The sequence below is a fragment of the Sphaerospermopsis kisseleviana CS-549 genome, from assembly GCF_028329225.1.
GTDB lineage: Bacteria > Cyanobacteriota > Cyanobacteriia > Cyanobacteriales > Nostocaceae > Sphaerospermopsis > Sphaerospermopsis kisseleviana.
Map to the genome: position 1 here is coordinate 1 of NZ_JAQMTI010000205.1, position 19,779 is coordinate 19,779.

14 protein-coding genes and 1 pseudogene are annotated in these 19,779 nt (G+C 37.1%); 8 read left to right on the forward strand and 7 right to left on the reverse strand.

The window, feature by feature from the left end:
- Positions 1–626: 626 nt before the first annotated feature.
- The 5 genes from ppsA to sipA form a co-directional block, all read right to left on the reverse strand.
- Positions 627–4,244: a phosphoenolpyruvate synthase gene (gene ppsA / locus PN497_RS16580; protein WP_096569444.1), complete on the reverse strand. Its 3,618-nt coding sequence runs from the start codon at positions 4,242–4,244 to the stop codon at positions 627–629.
- Between the two features lie 623 nt (positions 4,245–4,867).
- Positions 4,868–6,736 carry a CheR family methyltransferase gene (locus PN497_RS16585; protein WP_096569440.1) on the reverse strand — a complete coding sequence of 623 codons (1,869 nt, stop codon included), beginning with the start codon at positions 6,734–6,736 and terminating at the stop codon, positions 4,868–4,870.
- An 884-nt stretch (positions 6,737–7,620) separates the two neighbouring features.
- Positions 7,621–8,493: a polyphosphate kinase 2 family protein gene (locus PN497_RS16590; protein WP_096569438.1), complete on the reverse strand. Its 873-nt coding sequence runs from the start codon at positions 8,491–8,493 to the stop codon at positions 7,621–7,623.
- Positions 8,494–8,658: 165 nt separating this feature from the next.
- Positions 8,659–9,216 carry a peroxiredoxin gene (locus PN497_RS16595; protein WP_096569435.1) on the reverse strand — a complete coding sequence of 186 codons (558 nt, stop codon included), beginning with the start codon at positions 9,214–9,216 and terminating at the stop codon, positions 8,659–8,661.
- Positions 9,217–9,441: 225 nt separating this feature from the next.
- Positions 9,442–9,672, reverse strand: coding sequence for a regulatory protein SipA (sipA, locus tag PN497_RS16600; RefSeq protein ID WP_096569432.1), 231 nt, complete (start codon positions 9,670–9,672; stop codon positions 9,442–9,444).
- 38 nt (positions 9,673–9,710) lie between these two features.
- Here sipA and PN497_RS16605 point away from each other — a divergent pair, with 38 nt between their 5' ends.
- Both PN497_RS16605 and PN497_RS16610 read left to right on the forward strand, forming a co-directional pair.
- A complete protein-coding gene (locus PN497_RS16605; RefSeq protein WP_096569429.1) occupies positions 9,711–10,793 on the forward strand; it encodes a 4-oxalomesaconate tautomerase in 1,083 nt (360 codons plus the stop codon).
- 104 nt (positions 10,794–10,897) lie between these two features.
- On the forward strand, positions 10,898–12,226 hold the full coding sequence (locus PN497_RS16610) for an APC family permease (protein ID WP_096569426.1): 1,329 nt from the start codon (positions 10,898–10,900) through the stop codon (positions 12,224–12,226).
- A gap of 128 nt (positions 12,227–12,354) precedes the next feature.
- Here the strand turns inward: PN497_RS16610 and PN497_RS16615 are convergent.
- Both PN497_RS16615 and PN497_RS16620 read right to left on the reverse strand, forming a co-directional pair.
- Positions 12,355–12,902, reverse strand: a pseudogene (locus PN497_RS16615) (helix-turn-helix domain-containing protein); the annotation flags it as partial.
- Positions 12,903–12,990: 88 nt separating this feature from the next.
- Complete coding sequence (locus PN497_RS16620) at positions 12,991–13,425, reverse strand: nucleoside deaminase (RefSeq protein ID WP_096569421.1); 435 nt, start codon at positions 13,423–13,425, stop codon at positions 12,991–12,993.
- Between the two features lie 88 nt (positions 13,426–13,513).
- On the opposite strand from PN497_RS16620, the gene PN497_RS16625 reads away from it, so the two are divergent.
- The 6 genes from PN497_RS16625 to PN497_RS16650 all read left to right on the forward strand — a co-directional run bounded on the left by PN497_RS16625 (position 13,514) and on the right by PN497_RS16650 (position 19,773).
- Complete coding sequence (locus PN497_RS16625; RefSeq protein WP_096569418.1) at positions 13,514–14,308, forward strand: ion transporter; 795 nt, start codon at positions 13,514–13,516, stop codon at positions 14,306–14,308.
- A 221-nt stretch (positions 14,309–14,529) separates the two neighbouring features.
- Complete coding sequence (locus PN497_RS16630; RefSeq protein WP_096569416.1) at positions 14,530–14,889, forward strand: CTB family bacteriocin; 360 nt, start codon at positions 14,530–14,532, stop codon at positions 14,887–14,889.
- 543 nt (positions 14,890–15,432) lie between these two features.
- Complete coding sequence (locus PN497_RS16635) at positions 15,433–15,789, forward strand: CTB family bacteriocin (RefSeq protein WP_096569413.1); 357 nt, start codon at positions 15,433–15,435, stop codon at positions 15,787–15,789.
- 721 nt (positions 15,790–16,510) lie between these two features.
- Positions 16,511–16,618 (forward strand): CTB family bacteriocin, encoded by a 108-nt coding sequence (locus tag PN497_RS16640; protein WP_272110709.1) that lies wholly within the window; start codon positions 16,511–16,513, stop codon positions 16,616–16,618.
- Positions 16,619–16,857: 239 nt separating this feature from the next.
- Positions 16,858–17,184: a hypothetical protein gene (locus tag PN497_RS16645; RefSeq protein WP_096569410.1), complete on the forward strand. Its 327-nt coding sequence runs from the start codon at positions 16,858–16,860 to the stop codon at positions 17,182–17,184.
- Positions 17,185–18,252: 1,068 nt separating this feature from the next.
- Positions 18,253–19,773 (forward strand): HlyD family efflux transporter periplasmic adaptor subunit, encoded by a 1,521-nt coding sequence (locus PN497_RS16650; RefSeq protein ID WP_096572722.1) that lies wholly within the window; start codon positions 18,253–18,255, stop codon positions 19,771–19,773.
- Positions 19,774–19,779 lie beyond the last annotated feature (6 nt).

The following is a 19,779-nucleotide window of genomic DNA, read 5'->3' on the forward strand; positions in this document are numbered from 1 at the left end:
AACACTATACTTTATTATTTAATTCTGACACATTTTGCCTAATTTTTTAGTCAACTTATTCCATGTATACGTCAAATACTTGTAGTTTTGTATGTACTTGTATAGGTTTGTCTAGTAAATTGTCAACTTAGGACAAGCTCACCAAACATGATATTAACGCCAGCTTTTTTTGAGAATAAGGTTGTCAAACCTGAATTATTGATGCTTTATTGTCTTTGTTCATGTTCTTGCTCAAGATAGTAATTTTGTTCTAAGTAAATTTTAGAATAAAAATATACTTACATCAATAACTGCTCGCAAAAATTTAATAATATCTTGTTTTGTTGAAGCTGATTTTCTTTTCAGGAGCTATAGATAATCTATTATCAATCAAAAATTAAATTTATTAACAAAAAGCCCAATAAGACTTTAAATTACTCCACACACCAGCACATATCATCCAATTTCCACCAAAGATTGACATATTTCCATTTTGTCTCGTACAGATCGTAAATTCTCCGCTATACAACTCAAACCATCCGTATTTGTTGGATATTTAAATTCACTTTTTGCTGCCAAATTTGGTGATCTGTGATTGGTGATTGGGAAAAATAAAATTAATTACCCAGTCACCAGTCCCCAATCACCTACATTCCTTCTGCTTCTGCAATTTCTAACATTGTCTTGATCACAGAATCAGGGTTAAGACTGATAGAATCTATACCCAATTCTACCAAGAATCTAGCAAATTCGGGATAATCGCTGGGAGCTTGACCGCAGATACCGATCTTGCGATTATATTCTTTAGCGGTGGCGATCGCTTTAGCAATTGTCCGTTTTACAGCTTCGTTGCGTTCATCAAACAAATGGGCAACTAACTCTGAATCTCGGTCTAATCCTAATGTTAACTGTGTCAAGTCATTAGAACCAATAGAGAAACCGTCAAAGACTTGGCTAAATTCGTCTGCAAGTAGCACGTTACTGGGCAATTCGCACATTACATAAACTTCTAAACCGTTCTCACCACGAACCAAGCCATTTTTCGCCATCTCTGCAAGTACCCGTTGTCCTTCTTCGGGAGTACGACAGAAGGGAACCATGAGAACCATGTTAGTTAAACCCATTTCATCCCGTACCCGTTTCATAGCTTGACATTCCAGGGCGAAACCTTCACGGTAACGAGGATCATAGTAGCGAGAAGCACCACGCCAGCCGATCATCGGGTTTTCTTCTTTGGGTTCAAATTGTCTACCACCTAAGAGGTTAGCATATTCGTTACTCTTGAAATCAGACAACCGAACTATCACAGGTTTGGGATAAAATGCTGCGGCAATTGTACCAATACCTTGCGCCAATTGAGCAATAAAGAATTCAGCTTTATTTTCATATTGGGCGGTTAACTCAGCAATTTTATATTTTGCTAGTTCGTCTTCCAATTCATTAAAGTGCAACAATGCTAAAGGATGTGCCTTAATGTGGTTAGCAATAATAAATTCCATTCTTGCTAAACCCACACCATCATTAGGAATTGCTGTTAAACCTAAAGCCTCCTCTGGGTTGCCCACATTCATCATAATTTTAGTGCGGGTACGAGGCAAATCATCTAAAGGTAATTCTTGAATTTTAAAGTTTAACAAGCCTGCATAAACTCTGCCTGTTTCACCTTCAGCACAACTAACAGTTATTTCCTGTCCTGTCTTCAAAACTGTGGTCGCATTTCCGCAACCAACTATGGCTGGAATACCCATTTCTCTGGCGATAATTGCGGCGTGACAGTTACAAACAACTACAGGAGTATATTTGTCCGTGAAAACTAGATAATTATGATGATCGGCAACAGTAATATTATAAACTTCAGCGTCTACTGCATCTGCAACTTTCACAACTCGTTGCATTCGCAGATCACCTTGTAAAAGGTCTGCAAACTCACTCATTTCACCCAGTTGTTTATCGGAAATAAGTAAGTTTTTATCTCTTCTCAATTTGATTTGACTTGTTACATTGTCACTAAATAATTGATTAGCGGCAAAAAATCTAGTTTGAATACTTCGTGGAGTAGTGTCTCCTTTAACTCGTTGGGTATATTGTAAAATTTGCTCTAATTTTTCTACAATTTGGACATTGTAGATATTACGGTTTTTAGTAACTTGAGGAACAGTATTGATTTTCAAACAAGCAATAATCACAGCTTGTAGTAAGTTTTCCTCAGAAATATAGATGTTGATGCGGTTGTTAGCATAGCAACCATCACCATCAATTACACCTCCTAAAAATTGATAGGAAACTTCTGGAGTATTCTCTAAAAGAATTTGAGTAATCTGTTGTTCTTTTTCTTTTAAGTCATAGGCGATCGCCTGAGAATAAACACGATCAGCTGTATCTTGGCCTGTTACCTGTTTTCCTCGGATGTAACCTGAAGATACTGCTTTCTCACAAGTCGCAAAAGATTTACCATAAACAGCATTCATTTTTTCATTCATAGTAGCTATGAATGCTTGTTTTTCTGGTACAGATTTTTGGATAAACTGGACTTCTCCATGAGTTCGACTGGTGTAAATTGAACCGTCTGTAATAATTCCTCCCAAAAGATAAGCTAAATCTGCTGCTTGATTTTTGCTATTACCTAATGTGGGAATATTCTCAGATACAAGCACCATTTCTTGATTATTTAACATTTCTTGAATCTCAGTTTTGGTATATTCACCATTCCTAAGATTGACCATTTTATGATCAGGAGTTAACCGTAGGAAATTATCTCTAACTTTCCCAGTTTGAGATACACTCACACCAATTATTTGAGATGTCCGTTTCATTGCATCTATAATTGGTTTCCATTCCATCTGATGGGTTTTAGTGTTCAGGGCTAAAGTTGATAATCCTTGATATCCTTGTTCATAAATTTGTTGAATGGTCATAAAACCTTGATTTGTGAGAATTTTCGTTTCTCCATCAAAACAAGTTCTACCACCGGAGTTAGTGACAATAGCACTAGCTTTTTTCATAATCGGTTCCCAGTCCGGGTCTGTGCGGTTGGTGACTAACACTTCTCCGGCTTGGAATTGGTTAATTTGGTGAACATCGAGAATGACTCTAGCTTTACCTTGACCAATCATTTCGCCAACGCTACGACCTGTTAACAGAACATCACCTTTTTCTTTGAGAACATAAGTTCTGAGAAGAGTTTTCGATTTTTGTGATTGGACTGTTTCTGGTCTAGCTTGGACGATAAATAATTCTCCAGTAATCCCATCTTTTGCCCATTCAATGTCCATTGGCGTAAACATACCCCGGACTTGGGAATAATGGTCTTCAATAATGCAAGCCCAGTTTGCTAATTGTAAAATCTCATCATTGTTTAAAGCAAATTGGTTTCTTTCTGCTTCAGGAACGGAAACATTTTTGGTTAATTTTGTTCCACCTAAATCATAAACCATTTGAATTTCTTTTGTTCCCAAACGTTTTTGCAGAATGGGTTTAAATCCTTGTTTCAAGGTAGGTTTAAATACTAAATATTCATCGGGGTTAACAGCACCTTGAACCACGTTTTCACCTAAACCATAGGCGGCGGTAATTAAAGCTGCATCTTTAAAGCCAGTTTCTGTGTCAATGGAGAACATCACACCAGAACAAGCCATGTCAGAACGTACCATTTTTTGCACACCTACTGACAGTGCAACTTCAAAATGATCGAAACCTTTGAGTTGACGGTAGGAAATTGCACGATCTGTAAAAATCGACGCAAAGCATTTATGACAAGATTCTAATACGCTTTTAAGTCCGTGAACGTTGAGGTAAGTTTCTTGTTGACCAGCAAAACTGGCATCCGGTAAGTCTTCTGCGGTAGCACTGGAACGCACTGCAACGTCGGTGTCTTCACCGTATTCTTGACATAAAGCTTGATAGGAACGGGTGATCGCTTCTTGCAAGTCTATCGGAAATGGCGTTTCTAACATTAGCAACCGGGCTTGCTTACCACATTGTCGCAAATTGTCAACATCTTCTACATCTAAAGTTGCAAAAATCTTTCTTAATCTGGTTTCTAAACCTGCGGCTTTGATGAAATATCTATAAGCATAAGCTGTGGTAGCAAAACCTGTAGGAACTTTCACTCCTTTAGGTTGCAACTGCTGAATCATTTCTCCCAAGGATGCGTTTTTGCCACCGACAAAGGGTATATCTGCAATACCAACGGTATTAAAAGGCAGGACTAAAGCCTCTTCTTTGTTAAATTGGCTGCTTTGTTGATTGGGTCGCATTTGCACCATGATCTTGAGTCCTTTAAAACTTACAAATTTTTTTGATTTTGATGCAGAAGCTTTTACTAACTTTTACTAAGTTGTTCTGCTTTTCGCTTCCATAATTATTTTTATATAAATAAAATCTGAGGAACTTGTGAAGATAAAAATTTAACGAAATGTGAATAGGACTTACGCAAGATGTGACTGAAAACCTTATTCTTGCGTAGGGGTAATTCATGAATTACCCCTACTTTCGTTCCCTTTTGCGTAAGTCCTGGTGAAGTAAATATTGTCAATTTGTTTCGCAATATTACGATATATTTTGATAATTAATTAAATAAACCTCACAATTTCCTCACATTTTTCAAATATTTTATATATCAAATTTATATATCAAAACGTAAAAAAATGGTTCTTCAGTACATAGTATGCAAAATCAATCTCAAAAAACTGCGGAAGGCTTAATATACATAAGACATAAGCTACAAATATTGGATATTATTACAAAAATTGCCTCTTGACCCTGATCCTTCCTGTTCCCTATCCCCTATCAGTTTAGCATACTAAGTACGGTAGAGCCAAAAAAATTAGCTTAACATTTTCAACCCTTAAAGCCATTGACTGATCAAGTTTTTCTAACTTTTTTGAATTTATTGATTATGAATCATATTTTTGATTTTATCTACATCTGCCATCATCACAACTACCCCTTCTATTTTTTTGTCGATGAGGGGGTTGAGAGCAACATAACATTGGATTTGTTTGCCTCGGCGATTTGTAGCGGCTAAAATCATTTCTTGGAAATCTATTTTACCAGATAGAATATCACGAATAGGCGATCGCAACTCTTCCACAGGTAAACTAATATCTAAACTAAATAGAGATTTATTGATCACTTCATCATTGCGTAATCCCCATAAATCTTCTACAAAATTATTCCAAATTAAAATGTTAAAGTTTGGGTCAATGACAACCATTCCTGTTTGCAGGCTTTTAAGAATGGATGTAATAAAAACATTGGTGCGGTTCAGTTCTAAAGTGCGATCGCTTAACTCATAATTAATTGTTTGTAATTCTTCATTTGCAGATTGCAATTCTTCATTCATTGTTTCCAATTCTTGATTACTAGACTGGAGTTCTTCGTTAGTTGTTTCTAATTCTTCATTAGTAGATTGTAGTTCCTCGTTGGTAGTTTCTAATTCTTCATTAGTAGATTGTAGTTCCTCGTTGGTAGTTTCTAAATCTTGTCGAGAACGTTGCAATGCTTCTTGCAATTGGACATAACGGGTGACATCATTAAAACTTATGCTCACACCTAGTAAGCTGAGATTATCGTCTTGTAAAGGTGTGATCCGCACATCCAAGTATTGCTTTTCTGAATTTGATAAATAGCGTTCTACATTTGTAAGATTGATAGGACGATGTTCTTTGTATGCCCTTTCTATTAGCGATCGCAATTCTATTGGTCGATAGGAAATTTCCAACTCGTGAAAAGGACGATCTAAATCTCTCATTGATAAACCAAACAAACTGCGAGCTTGCTCATTGATAATCACTAATAAACCATTGATATCAATGACTATCTCCGCTACTGGGGTTGCATCAAAAGCCAACTCTTGCAAGCGAATGTGTTTAGATAAACGACGATTAGATTCATCATCTGCTGAATTTGCCATAACTAATAGGCGATCGCGTAAATTTGTTGATGATAACTTAGTAAATATTCTATTTTTTAAGTCTACAGGCATAAACAAATTAGAATACATCAGCAGCATCTCGGCTTTACCTAAAAACAAATAGCCAGTATCCTTCAGTGCGAAATGAAACCTCGCCATTATTCGCCCCTGCACCTCAGAATTGAAATACATCAATGTGTTGCGACACACCAACAAATCTAACCGAGAAATCGGCGCATCTAAAAATAAATTATGACGACCAAAAATTACACACCGACGCAAGTCTTGACGAAATATATAATTATTCCCGGCTAAATCAAAATATTTATCCAGTAGTTCCGTTGGCACTTTATCAATATCTTTCGCTGAATATACAGACTGACGTGCCTGATTGAGAGATTCTTCATCAATATCTGTAGCGTAAATTTTGACTCGATGACGAAACTCTTCGACTCCTAATGCTTCAGTAAACAGTATTGCTATAGTATAAGCTTCTGCTCCCGATGCACAACCAGCAGACCAAATGCGAATCTGTTCACTATTTTTTTTGCCTTTAATAATATTAGGTATGATTTGCTTTTCTAAATATTCCCAAGCAGCAGCATCCCGAAAAAAGTCAGTAACATTAATCAAAATGGTATTGAACAAATAATTAAATTCTTCTGGGTGAACTTCTAGATAATCTATATAGTCACTAAAATTTTCTATACTTAAGGTTTGTAGCCTCTTAGTAACTCTACGTACCAAAGTTGAACGTTTATAGCCAGTAAAATCAAAACCCCGATTTTGTCTAATATAAGTAAGTAAATTTTCAAAGTTGGCAGGTATTTCTAGGAAAGTCATAGGGTCAAAAATGGATAATCAGGTCTCAAGATAATAGACATAGACATAGTTTGTTGAGTATGCTTAATAACTTTTCACGCATCCTCTCAATATAAATCACATTTTATTTATAAAAAAACCTTATATCTCTAATATTTAAATTCTATGTATAAAACTGCAACTATAAATTTAGTGATAAAATATCATAAAAATGATATTGCATTTACCAAGTTAGTGAGGTACAAAGTTTTTTATCTTCAGGAATTGGGAATTGGGAATTGGGAATTGGGAATTGGTAACAGTAAATAAATTAGGGTGTACCTCATGAGACTAGGAAACGCTGTATAGTCTTATCGCTTAATTTGCCTGGACTTATAAAAACAGGACTGGAATATTAAAAAATGTGGGTCTTCATTACATATTATGCTAGATTGCGTTTGCAAAAACCATAAAACCCTTATGATATAATAAATACGGGCATTATTTATTAACATTTTAGGTATTTTTTATGGGATATGGCTTTTTGCCTTTATTTTTAAACACATTTTTGATGTTTAATTAATAGTTTGGCATACTAGTACAGCACGGGGTAAATAAACCAACCATTCTCAATCGCTAAAAAGCTTACGACTTATTATTTTTGACTTTTGACTTTTGACTTTTGACTTTTGACTTTTGACTTTTGACTTTTGACTTCCGCGAAGCGGTACTAGGTACTCAAGAACCAAAATTTTTCCCTGTTCCCTGTTCCCTCTTACCCAATTAGTAATTTAGCATAATAAGTACCGAAGAACCAAAGACGTTAATCATAAGCTAAAATTTAACCAATAGTCATGAAAAAAGTCAAGTAGACAAAATAAATATCTTCCCAAAGACATAGGAAGTTAAAACTCATACAGTGCTTTTTATTCATCTTCAATTTCTAATATTCTCTTAGCTTCTAAAAGCATAAGCTTATGCTCTTCACTAACAGTAGGATATTGTAAATTTAATTCTTTTAATTTAGTGCAGATAATATCCGACACAACCAACCTGGTAAACCACTTGCGATCGGCAGGTATAATATACCAGGGTGCATATTCTGTACTGGTGTGGTTAAAAACGTCTTCATAAGCCATCATGTAATCATCCCAAAAACCACGTTCCCGCACATCACTAGGGGAAAATTTCCAATGCTTTTCTGGTGATTCAATTCTATCTAAAAAGCGTTTTTTCTGTTCTGCTTTTGAGACATTGAGAAAAAATTTCATAACAACAATTCCATTATTCACCAAATATTTTTCAAAATTATTAATTTCCTCAAACCGCTGCTGCCAGATTTGATTACCATGCGGAATATAATGCAGTTGTTGTTTTTCTAAAAGTTCTGGATGGACGCGCACCACCAACAATTCTTCATAATAAGAACGGTTGAATATACCAATTCTTCCCCGTTCGGGTAAAGCTTTCATTGAACGCCACAAATAATCATGATCTAATTCTTCATCACTAGGTGCTTGAAAGCTAAAAACCTGACATCCTTGAGGATTCACCCCAGACATCACGTGTTTAATAGTGCTATCTTTACCAGCAGCATCCATCGCTTGCAAGATAATCAGCACAGCATAAGTATTTTGAGCATAGAGAATATTTTGATAATTCGCTAATTCTTTGATACCAGCTTTTAATTTTCTTTTCGCCTCAGCTTTTTCATGATATTCAGCTTTATAACTGGGGTCATAATCATCTTTTAAGGAAATTTTAGCCCCTGGAGAAACAATAAACGGATCATGATTCATCTGTAAAAAGCACCTGATTAGAAATGATTTAGAGATTTTGTTGGTAATAGGTGACTGGGGACAGTGAAGAAGCAGGGGAGCAGGGAGCAGGGGGAGGTTAATAACCCAATTACCAATTACCAATTACCAATTACCAATTACCAATTACCAATTACCAATTACCAATTACCCATTATCTGATTGTAACTTTTCCAGTCGTGCTAAAACTTCCTGACTGTGAATAGTGGGATTGACTTTGACAAAAGTTTCCTGCAAGATACCCTGGGGATCGATAATAAAACTATGACGCATGGATACATAGCCAATCCAAGAACCATAAGCTTTACTAACAGCGCCATCAGTATCCGCCAAAAGGGGGAATTTTAAACCCTCAGAATCACAAAATTCGGCGTGGGAATCAATATCATCCGCACTGACACCAATAATCTGAGTATTTTTTTCTAGATATTTGGGTAAGTCTTGTTGAAAACGCCGCGCTTCAATTGTACAGCCAGAGGTGAAATCTTTGGGATAAAAATATAAAACTACCCACTGACCACGTAAGTCAGAAAGGGAAATTTTACCATCTCCTGTATTGGTGGGTAAGGTAAAATTAGGCGCGGGTTGGTTGATTGCAGGTAGTTTACCACCCAAAGCAGCAGCAGTGGGGGTAAAGTTCAGCCAACTAATGAAGGATAAACAACCAGCCAATAAAATGGTAATAAAATTGCGTCGTGAAATCATTGTTGCAAACCAGAATCATAACTTAACATAAGTTAACATTCTTTCGAGTTCCCGGACTGCTTGAAGAAGTCGGGGATCTTAGGGACTTCCAAGAAATAAATTATCCAATCTTATGGGAGATTATCCAATCTTGTGGGATGGGCTTCTAGTCCGTCCGGGTTTAAGGGCAGGCTGTCCGGCCTACCCCACAAGAATTAATTGTATATTTTTTTATCTGGAAGTCCCTTATCTCAGCGGATTTTCTGTACTTTCAATATATTGACTATCCATGAGGAAAGTACCTCTAGCAAAACGTACACCCCAATATCCTCCAGGACGGCGGTCAATAACTATACCTTCTTCACCGACGCTAATCACATCAGGAGGACGTAACATGGGCATGGGGTCAGCAGTTTTAATGTATGGTGGTAATGTGACGACACGGACTTTACCGCCAATAGGAAATTCTGGAGACATTTTAAGAACATTAGCAGTTGTAAATTAATTTATTGTAAATGCAAATAGGAATACCTTGTTTGTTTATGCGTGGTGGAACATCACGGGGACCCTATTTTATCAAACAGGATCTACCCAGTGATGAAATATCAAGAAACAATGTTCTCTTGGCGGTGATGGGTTCGCCAGATGAACGACAAATTAACGGTATTGGTGGTGGTACAACTCTTACCAGTAAAGTAGCAATCCTATCGCCATCTCAACATCTATGGGCAGATGTAGATTACTTATTTGCCCAGGTCAACGTACTTCAGCCAAAAGTTGATTTTGCACCCTCCTGTGGTAATATTCTGGCAGGTGTTGGACCAGCTGCAATAGAAAGAAATTTGGTTGCAGCTGTAGATGGCAAAACTACAGTTAAGATTCATGCCGTTAACACAGGTTCACTCATTGAAGCTGTGGTGTGTACACCCGGTGGTCAGGTAACTTACGAAGGTAATACAGTCATTGATGGTGTACCTGGTTCAGCAGCACCGATTTTACTCAACTTCATGAAAATTGTTGGTTCTAAGACGGGTAAACTTCTACCCACTGGTTATACAAGTGAAGAAATTGAAGGAGTACAAGTCACCTGTATTGATGTTGCCGTACCAATGGCGATCGCACAAGCTCAAGCTTTTGGTAAAACAGGTTATGAAACTAAGACAGAATTGGATGCTGATACTGCTTTTTTGCAGAAGATCGAGGTAATTCGTCGTTTGGCAGGTGAAAGAATGGGATTAGGTAATGTTGCCAACAGTGTAATTCCCAAATTCGCCATTATTGCCCCACCACGTCAGGGAGGTAGTATTACTTCCCGCTACTTTGTTCCAGATACTTGTCATGCTGCTCATGCTGTCACTGGTGCTATATGCGTGGCCTCCTCCACTTTACTGCCAGGTTCTGTTGCTGATGGTATTGCCAAAGTGACAGACTCCCAGCAGCAAAATATCATTATTGAGCATCCTTCGGGAAAACTAGAAATTTCCTTAGTTATTCATCAGGAAGGATCAGAAATAGTCATTGAGCGTGCAGGGGTGATCCGAACAGCCCGGTTATTATTTTCTGGTAATGTTTATGTTTCTTCTCATCTATGGACTTAGGGACTTTCAACTCAAAAAAATACTGAAAACCTTATTTCCTGTTTCCTGCTCCTTCCTCTACCCTGCCCACACAAATAAATTTAGAAATCAAACCGGACTACTATATGTCAGATTCAGAGACAAAACTTCAGCATGAAATGAAACGAGAATTAGGTTGGTTTGATACTACCATTATTGGACTAGCCTCAGTTATCGGTGTAGGTATTTTTGTTAGTCTTGGTATAGCTGCTGGACTATCTGGTTTGGCTGTAATTTTTGCATTAATTTTAGCTGGATTATTATCAGCTTGTAATAGTTTGAATCTGGCTCAACTAGCAGCAAATCATCCCGTTAGTGGAGGAATTTATGAATATGGTTATAAATATCTCAACCATTGGCTAGGATTTACTGGTGGCTGGATTTATCTGTTAGGTAAAACTGCTGTTGCAGCCACGGCGGCTCTTGGTTTTGCTGGCTATTTCCTTAATGCTTTAGGACTATTTGACAAAGGGTTAATTGTACCTGTTGCTGAAGTTGCTGTTGTCATACTTACCTTAGTTGTGCTTGGAGGGATGAAGCGTTCTAAGATAGCGACAACAATAACAGTTTTTATCACCATTTTCTCCCTGTTTTTCTTAATAGTTACTGGGTTATTTGTTCATGCTAGTACAGGATTTGAATATTTAACTTTTATTCCAGAAAATTCAGGTAATTTGCTCCAACATTTGCTAGAATCTACTGCTTTAATGTTTGTTGCTTATAATGGTGCTGCTCGTATTGCTATGGTTGCTGAAGAAATCAAAGAACCACGTAAAAACATCCCTAAAGCAATTTTATTGACAATTTTCATTACTCTAGTCCTGTATGTAGGAGTAGCAATAGTTAGTTTAGGTTCTATTGGTGCAGATGCTTTAAGTGATACAACAGCACAAACAGCTTCTTTAGAAAGAGTAGCTTTAAGTTTTGGTATTCCAGGCGCATCTAAGATATTAGCAATTGGGGCTACTACTGCTATGCTTAGTGTCCTCCTCAGTATTATTCTGGGATTATCTCGCCTACTATTAGCAATGGGAAGACGGGGAGATATGCCCAACTTTATGGCCAAGTTAAATAGTTCTGAGACTACACCTTATTGGGCAGTATATTTTATCTGTGCCGTGATTATGCTTTTGGTTTTAACAGGTAATGTGAAAACTACTTGGTCTTTTGGTGCTTTTGGTGGTTTATACCGTTGTGTTATTGTTAGTTTAGCAGCCTTAAAATTAAGTGATGAAGAACGATTGTATCCTAAATGGTTAAGCTGGATAGCTTTGTTATCCTGTCTGTTTTTAGCTTTTTGGATAGAGTGGCAGATATGGTTAATCAGTTTTGGTTTAATTGGTATGGGTTTAATATGGCATTTTGCTATCCATAAAATTAAGCTATCTGAAACTATAAATAAACCTATTCCATAGCCTGATGTTATAGCAGGAAATAGGGAATAGGGAACAGAGTTGAATACAGGATTGAGAATGAATTAGATTTTTCGAGTTAGTTATTCTTGATAATTGGTAAAAAATGTACTGGCGATAAGTTTTCCTCAGACATAACCACATATATCTCCCCATAATAAATGACATTCGTCAACCATAAATATTACTAGCTCTCCTGCCTCTATTTCCGCTCTTCGCGTCTCCAACAACTCACAAATCTCTTTTTTTTTGAGTCCACTAATTCTTGGTTATATTTTGGATTATTTGCCTGTGTTTTCTTCCAGCTAATATTAGCAGCATCAAATATCTCGTAGTAACTTTGTTTTGAGGCGAATGTCACTCCATATTTTGAGGCTATATGATACTCTAATTCATTCAATGTCCATTTTTCTTTAATTTGCAACCATTCCATTACCTCGGCACGTTGAATATTAGAAAGAAATCCTTTACTTCCTTTGTACTTGAGTTTTAAACCATCAATTCCCTTTTGAAAAAACGCTTTCTTGTAGGTACTAATAAACCCAGATGAGACATCTAATATTGGCATTATCTCCTCATGTTTATATCCACGTAGCAACATTTTTACTGCTGTAGCTCGCTTAATCTCACGTGGCTCTTGACTATTTTTGATAAAATCCTCTAATAATTGTATCCACATTTGTAGCCCACACCCCAGTTCTCAAATTTACTTTTTTCCTATTTCCGTATTTTCTCACAAACTGCTCAGGATTGCTATAGGGCTTTTTTTATGCAAATAATTTTAGACATTCCTGCCTTAAAATTCCTTTTGTTACCTTGATATTTCTAAATGATTTAGCGATAACTTCTTCACAAGATATATTAATTTGTCCTTGATTTATAGCAATTAAATCTGCAATTGAAGCACCATAAATAATTTCTGATATCCCCGTCCATACACAAGCACTAGCGCACATGGGACAAGGTTCACCTGTGGTATATATAGAATAACCATCTAAAGCCGGATTTTTCAGTTTAGCGGTTAAATTACGAATAACATTAATTTCCGCATGGGCTGATGGATCACTGTCTCTACTGACAGTATTATAAGCTCCTGCAACTACTTGATTATCTTTAACTATCACCGCACCATAGGGCGCATCTCCTTTTTTTGCTTCTTCTATGGCCAGACTCATAAAATATTCTTGGGATTCTTGGTTCATCTTTACAGGAAATTTAAATAGGATTATTCTTTATAATAGCACATTTTTGGCGTTTTTCTTATAAATTAGTTATTTTTTTGATGATATTATGATAATAAATCGAGCTAAAATAGAATTTTACTTAACAGACTTAGAAACACCAATTGGTAAAGCAATTAATTTAACAATTGCGTCTTTAGTTTTATTATCATCGGGAATTTTCGTAGCGGAAACTTATAATATTTCTCGTGATGCTCGTTTAGAAGTAAGAGCATTAGATACTTGCATATTAATAATCTTTACCATAGAGTATGCACTACGTTTATGGAGTTCAGAAAATAAACTTAAATATATTTTTAGTTTTTATTCAATTATTGATTTAATGGCTATTTTACCATCTTTAATTGGTTTTGTAGATATTAGATTTATCCGCTTATTGCGATGGTTCCGCATTTTGCGCTTACTGAGGTTTATAGATAGTAAATTTTTATTTGGTACTATTAGCAACGAAGATGGCGTAATTTTTACGCGGATATTATTTACTTTATTTGCCATCATCTTTGTTTATTCTGGCTTAATTTATCAAGTTGAGCATCCAGTTAACCCACAAAACTTTGGCACTTTTTTAGATGCCTTTTATTTTTCAGTGGTGACAATGACAACGGTAGGATTTGGAGATTTAACACCCATTTCTGAATTAGGACGTTTGCTCACAGTATTGATGATTTTAACAGGAGTTGCTTTGATTCCCTGGCAGGTAGGTGATTTAATTAAACGGTTGGTAAAAACCGCGAATCAGGTAGAAAATGTTTGTTCTAGTTGCGGTTTAGGTTTTCATGATGCAGATGCAGAATATTGTAAAAGATGCGGTACTAAGTTGCCTGTAAAATCACTCCAGCCCTAAAAGGATGTTTGTAAAGTCATGAAAGATACCCGCAAAAACCATAATAATCTAGATAGGGTATGAATATATCTGTAATAATTAAAAGATTTTATATCTACTTGGAGAAGTAAAACTACCAAATCTGATTTCTATCCCTAGATTTATGAATTACCGAGCAAGAATGCTTATAGTTGGGTTGTTAGGTGATGATTCACCTAATTTCGTAAGTGAGGCTAACAATCATGTCAAATCAAATAAATGCTACCAATTTATTTGTTGTTTTATCTGATGAAGCACAAGAATTTATCACTGGAGGGGCTGACTTTGAATTAGCTGGCAGTAACTTCGCTAATAGATTAGCAAACTTGCAAGGTACTACAACTTCTGGACCTAATGGTAGCACAGGTGACTCCATCGGTACAAGTTCTGCTGTGAACACCGCAGCCCAAGACTTTTTAGGATTAGGTGCGCCCATAGTTCCTCAAGTTGCAGCGTTGGGTGCAGCACCCGTTATCAATGGACAAGCCGCACCTACACCCGGTATTGGCAGTCCAATCGGTGGCGGTGGTCTTTTCGGTACTGCTGGCAGTCCTTTTGGCTAAATCTCCCCACCCTGTTAACCACTTACTCCCATAGATGGTCAAAAAAATCAGCTTTCACAACACTAGATCGCTTCGCCTATTTAGGTGATCAAAGAAGCAAATGCCTTGCTTCTTCTTGATGCCTCTAGCCAAAATCTGCAACTGTGATTCGCAGTAACTAACTAATTATTGCAGAAGTAACATTATTCAGTATTATGTCGGTCACATCAAGCTGTACCTCTATTTATGCGGTACTGCTGGTACTGACTAAATATTAGGGTTCTGGGTTTTTTATCCTTGGGAGTCAGTAAATAGCGGATTCTAGAGCGTCGATTCAGTAATGCTAGGTAATCTGTTTTTACCTTGTAGGGGCGAAGCATTCGGACGGAATATCAATGGTTTTAGCGATAGGTTATCACCCGAATGCTTCGCCCTGACGATTAATGAATCGGTGTTCTAGCAGCGATTATGTTTGCTTTCTTTTTGCCCAAAAGTAAACAGTAAGAAATCAGTTCATGCTCTGGAATCCTTTGTTGAAAAATTACGTAAGTGAGGCTAAAAATCATGTCCCATCAAATTATCTCGTCTGAATTGTTTGTTGTTTTATCTGATGAAGTACAAGAGTTTGTCACTGGAGGGGCTGACTTTGAGTTAGCTGGCAGTAACTTCGCTAATAGATTAGCAAACTTGCAAGGTACTACAGCTTCTGGTCCTAATGGTAGCACTGGTAGCTCCATCGGTACAAGTTCTGCTGTCAACACCGCAGCCCAAGACTTCTTGGGATTGGGTGCGCCCATAGTTCCTCAAGTTGCAGCCTTGGGTGCAGCACCCATTCTCAACGGACAAGGCTCACCTCTTGCCGGTCCTGAAGGTCTTGGTGGTCCCGGTGGTCTCGGTGGTCCCGGTGGCTCACAAGGGTAGGTATTTTACATTGTCGTGAGGGCAAGACTTGGGGGACAAGGAAGGACAGTGGACAAGGGAGGAAAACCGTACAAAATCATATTCTCTTGGTAACAAAAAGACTATTGTGCGGATAAAATCTTCCTTGTCTACTTTCCCTCCTTGTCTTCCTAGTCCTGCCTCAACAGATAATATTAAAAACCTACCCCTGTGAGGGTCCCGGTGGTCCTGGTGGTCCTGGTGGCTAAGGCGGTTTCTGTGATTTGCTGAACAACTGTCAATACTGTTCGGTTAAAAGTTTTTGTAGGTTGGCGTAGGCAGTCGCAACCCAACAAAAGCCTGTAAATGTTCGGTTTCCTAACGTCAAACGCCATTCGCCACAAGCCGGGAAACCCGTCCAAGGCGATGGCTCCCCAACCTACATAATTCTATTTTTTGGGCTTAACTGAAAAGTATTGGCTTGGGGGTGATCAAATAACCAAATTCTTGATTATTTTTAATCCCCCTACTCAAAAATCTGCATAGGAATTTGAATTGTTTTATTTTGGATATCGGGACTTAGGCTAACAATCATGTCATGTCCAATAGACATCTCCAGAAAAGAAATTATGGAACCTATTTATGGGGGCAGGTCGAAGCTTATGGGATATCTAGATGTCTGATTTTTCCGTTAAATTATCGCCCATAAGCTTCGCCCCTACAACTTATGACAAATTAATACATTCTATTTTGGAGAGGTCCAATGATGAAATTCAAATGGTTTATTGAGTTATCTGATCAGGAACAAGAATTTTTAACTGGTGGTAGTCAACCTCAGATTAGCAATAACAATTTTTCTCAAAGAGCCTAAAATACCACAGAGAATAACAGAAATACTCCACTAGGTAAAGTTTCTCGAACTAATACTGATTTTGCTGATGTCAATAGTGGCGCACAATCTATATTGTCATCTAATGAACCTGAAGTTTCTCCTTTTGGATCTGTTAATAATCTATTCCCCAACAACCCTAGATCATTCAATAATCCTCTGGGAACTCTAGGGATGTTTTAATGGATTTCCAAAAAGGTGAACAATAAAGGTGAACAATTATGTTACAAGATATCATGAAATCAGATTCATTAGTGCAGTTATCTTTAAAGCAACAAGAACTTTTGTTAGGTGGTCAAGGTCAACCTTTCAATGATCAATTTATTCAACCTCTTGCAGTTATACGAGGTCAACCAATTACTGCGCTGGGTCAAACTTTAAATGATGGTTCAAGCACTGTGTTGGGCAATAATACTTTACAAGGTTCAACTACTTCCGGTCTTTTTGGCAGTGTTGGAAACTCTACTGCACAGGGTAAAGGTGGTGCTACTGGCGCAGAAGATATTATGATTTTGCCACCATTCTCTGCTGCAAGTCAAACACTATAATTTTAGGGAACAGGGAATAGGAAATAAATTGGTGTGTAATTAACTAAACTGGGAAATGTTATATTTATTTCCTAGTCAAAAATCTCAACTTAGCTCACAACGGGCTAGTTTTTAATTCCCATACTTTAGGTAAAAAATTTCTTAGGGCAAAGCTACACAATAAAATTCTCTATAAAATTCATTTTTATTGGCTAAATCAGTAATTTAAAGCAATTTAAAGCGCAATTTACAATCATGTTTTGGGAATTTTGTGTTTTTCAGTAGGAAGGGGGGAGAGCTCACAAGGGTAGGTATTTTACATTGTCGTCAGGGCAAGACTTGGTGGACAAGGTGGACAAGGTGACAAGGGAGGAAAACAGTACAAATTATGTATTCTTAGTCACAAAAATAGTCCGTCAAAAAACCATTGTCCGTATAAAATCTTCCTTGTCCACTTTCCTTCCTTGTCTTCCTGGTCTTGCCTTCACAGATCATATTAAAAACCTACCCCTGTGAGAGGGGGGAGAGGAGATTCTTACTACTCGCTCAACGTAAGTGAGGTCTTTGAGGGAGTTTGAGCGTTCTCCTCGGTTGTTTTCTCAGCGTTGCCCACGTCAGAGATGTCAAGAAAAGTTTTTGCTATGGTCAGCTTTTTCTTTTCTTATCCCCCACTAATGATTATAGAGGATTCTTCACCATGATGTTTACTATTGTGAGCGACATATTTTATTTTTTTCATTCTGGTTCTGTTGAGTTGAGTCAACCTTTATGATGAGCCAGTATTTGGCAGTGTTGATACTTTAGGTATAACTTATATTCACCAAATATTCACCAAAAGATAGAGGTAAAGATACATTTTTTGATCACAATTCAGGAGTCAGGAATCAGAAAGTTTGAGAAATTGGTTAATTATCAAATAAGTATTTCTGGCATAAGTCTGAAAAAGCTGATTACTGATGGCTGATAGTTGAATGCTTACACGGGTTTTCCAATCAAGTTATGTGGAGTTATCTGAGCGGCTGAGATATCAAATGTAATATGAGATAATCCTGATTTTTGTTGATGTTTCAATCAAAAAGGTGGAACGTTGTGGATTCTTTACACCGCCATGAAAACTATGTTTGGAATGGGTCTGGTGATCCAGGTTCTGAACATCTGCAACCAGTTGAAATTAATGAGTTTCTGCCCCAAATTCACAAATGGACTAGCATTGGTGTGGGGGTAATGTTGACTATCTTTGTGGTAGGTGTAGGTTTAACTACTGTACTTGCTTATAAAGTGACGGTGAAAGTTCCAGGAACTATTAGACCTGTAGGGGAACTCAGGTTAGTTGAATCGGCTATTTCTGGCCAGGTGCAGAAGATTTTAGTCAAAGATAATCAGGTAGTTAATCAGGGAGATGCGATCGCTTATGTTGATGATTCCAATTTACAAACCCAAAAAAGCCAACTAGAAAGCAGTATTCAACAAGGTCAATTACAACTTGTACAAATTGATGCTCAAATAGGTGAAATCAATAATCAAATTTTGGCACAGACAAATTTAATCAATCGTACAATTATCGCATCAGAAGCTGAATTAGATGGTACTCAACGTAACTTTGAAGACCAACAAATTAAAGCTAATGCAGAAATGGCACAAGCAGAATTAGCTGTGAGATTTGCCAAATCACAGCTGGAACGCTTACAACAAGAAGGAGTTTTAAAAACCACAATCGAAGAAGCACAAACAGCTTTCAATCTTGCCAAGTTGCAGAGAGATAGATTACAGGCGATCGCTGATTCTGGTGCAATTTCTCGCAATATTTTGGAAGAAAAACAACAAGCTGTTAAATCTGCTAGAGCTAAATTAGAACAAGCTAAAAACGACGCTAAAACTCTTTTGGAGGAAAAAGTACAGGCATTTAAAGTTGCTCAAACAAATCTAGCGAAAGCGAGAACAGCTATCAATCCTAATAATTCTGCTGTCATTATTGCCTCTGAAAGAATTAAACAAGAACAAGCTAGGGGAGAAGCAAATTTAGCAGCTTTAAAAAAAGAACTTCAAACTCTATTACAACAACGTTTGGAAATTCAAAAACAACTAATTCGCACTCGTCAAGACCTGCTACAAACAGAAATTGATTTGAAAAAAAGAGTGATTCGCGCACCTATTACTGGCACATTATTACAATTAAAAATTCGTAACCCTGGACAGGTAGTACAACCCAGTGAAGCTGTTGCTCAAATTGCCCCTCTCAATGCTCCTTTACAAATCAAAACCTATGTACCTACTCAAGAAATTAACAAAGTAGAACCAGGTCAAAAAGTCCAAATGCAAGTTTCTGCTTGTCCTTATCCAGATTATGGTACTCTCAAAGGCATTGTCAAAAACGTTGCTCCAGATATTTTACCAGTTTCACCAACAAACCAAACTCAAAATTATACATCTACAAATTCCCTGGTTAATGGTTATGAAGTCACTATTGAACCAGAAACATTATATGTAGGTAGAGGTGAACGTAAATGTTATTTACAACCGGGAATGCAAGGTCGCACTGATATTATTACCCGTGAAGAAACTGTGATGCAATTTATTCTCAGAAAAGCCAGATTAATTACTGATTTGTAATAGGTA

What these genes read in the sequence shown, in the direction of transcription:
- PN497_RS16640 (WP_272110709.1), top strand. Translation starts at nt 16,511, where the DNA reads ATGATGAAATTCAAATGGTTTATTGAGTTATCTGATCAGGAACAAGAA.
- PN497_RS16595 (WP_096569435.1), bottom strand. Translation starts at nt 9,216, where the DNA reads ATGATTTCACGACGCAATTTTATTACCATTTTATTGGCTGGTTGTTTA.
- PN497_RS16625 (WP_096569418.1), top strand. Translation starts at nt 13,514, where the DNA reads ATGATAATAAATCGAGCTAAAATAGAATTTTACTTAACAGACTTAGAA.
- PN497_RS16645 (WP_096569410.1), top strand. Translation starts at nt 16,858, where the DNA reads ATGTTACAAGATATCATGAAATCAGATTCATTAGTGCAGTTATCTTTA.
- sipA (WP_096569432.1), bottom strand. Translation starts at nt 9,672, where the DNA reads ATGTCTCCAGAATTTCCTATTGGCGGTAAAGTCCGTGTCGTCACATTA.
- PN497_RS16635 (WP_096569413.1), top strand. Translation starts at nt 15,433, where the DNA reads ATGTCCCATCAAATTATCTCGTCTGAATTGTTTGTTGTTTTATCTGAT.
- PN497_RS16610 (WP_096569426.1), top strand. Translation starts at nt 10,898, where the DNA reads ATGTCAGATTCAGAGACAAAACTTCAGCATGAAATGAAACGAGAATTA.
- PN497_RS16605 (WP_096569429.1), top strand. Translation starts at nt 9,711, where the DNA reads ATGCAAATAGGAATACCTTGTTTGTTTATGCGTGGTGGAACATCACGG.
- PN497_RS16590 (WP_096569438.1), bottom strand. Translation starts at nt 8,493, where the DNA reads ATGAATCATGATCCGTTTATTGTTTCTCCAGGGGCTAAAATTTCCTTA.
- ppsA (WP_096569444.1), bottom strand. Translation starts at nt 4,244, where the DNA reads ATGGTGCAAATGCGACCCAATCAACAAAGCAGCCAATTTAACAAAGAA.
- PN497_RS16620 (WP_096569421.1), bottom strand. Translation starts at nt 13,425, where the DNA reads ATGAACCAAGAATCCCAAGAATATTTTATGAGTCTGGCCATAGAAGAA.
- PN497_RS16630 (WP_096569416.1), top strand. Translation starts at nt 14,530, where the DNA reads ATGTCAAATCAAATAAATGCTACCAATTTATTTGTTGTTTTATCTGAT.
- PN497_RS16585 (WP_096569440.1), bottom strand. Translation starts at nt 6,736, where the DNA reads ATGACTTTCCTAGAAATACCTGCCAACTTTGAAAATTTACTTACTTAT.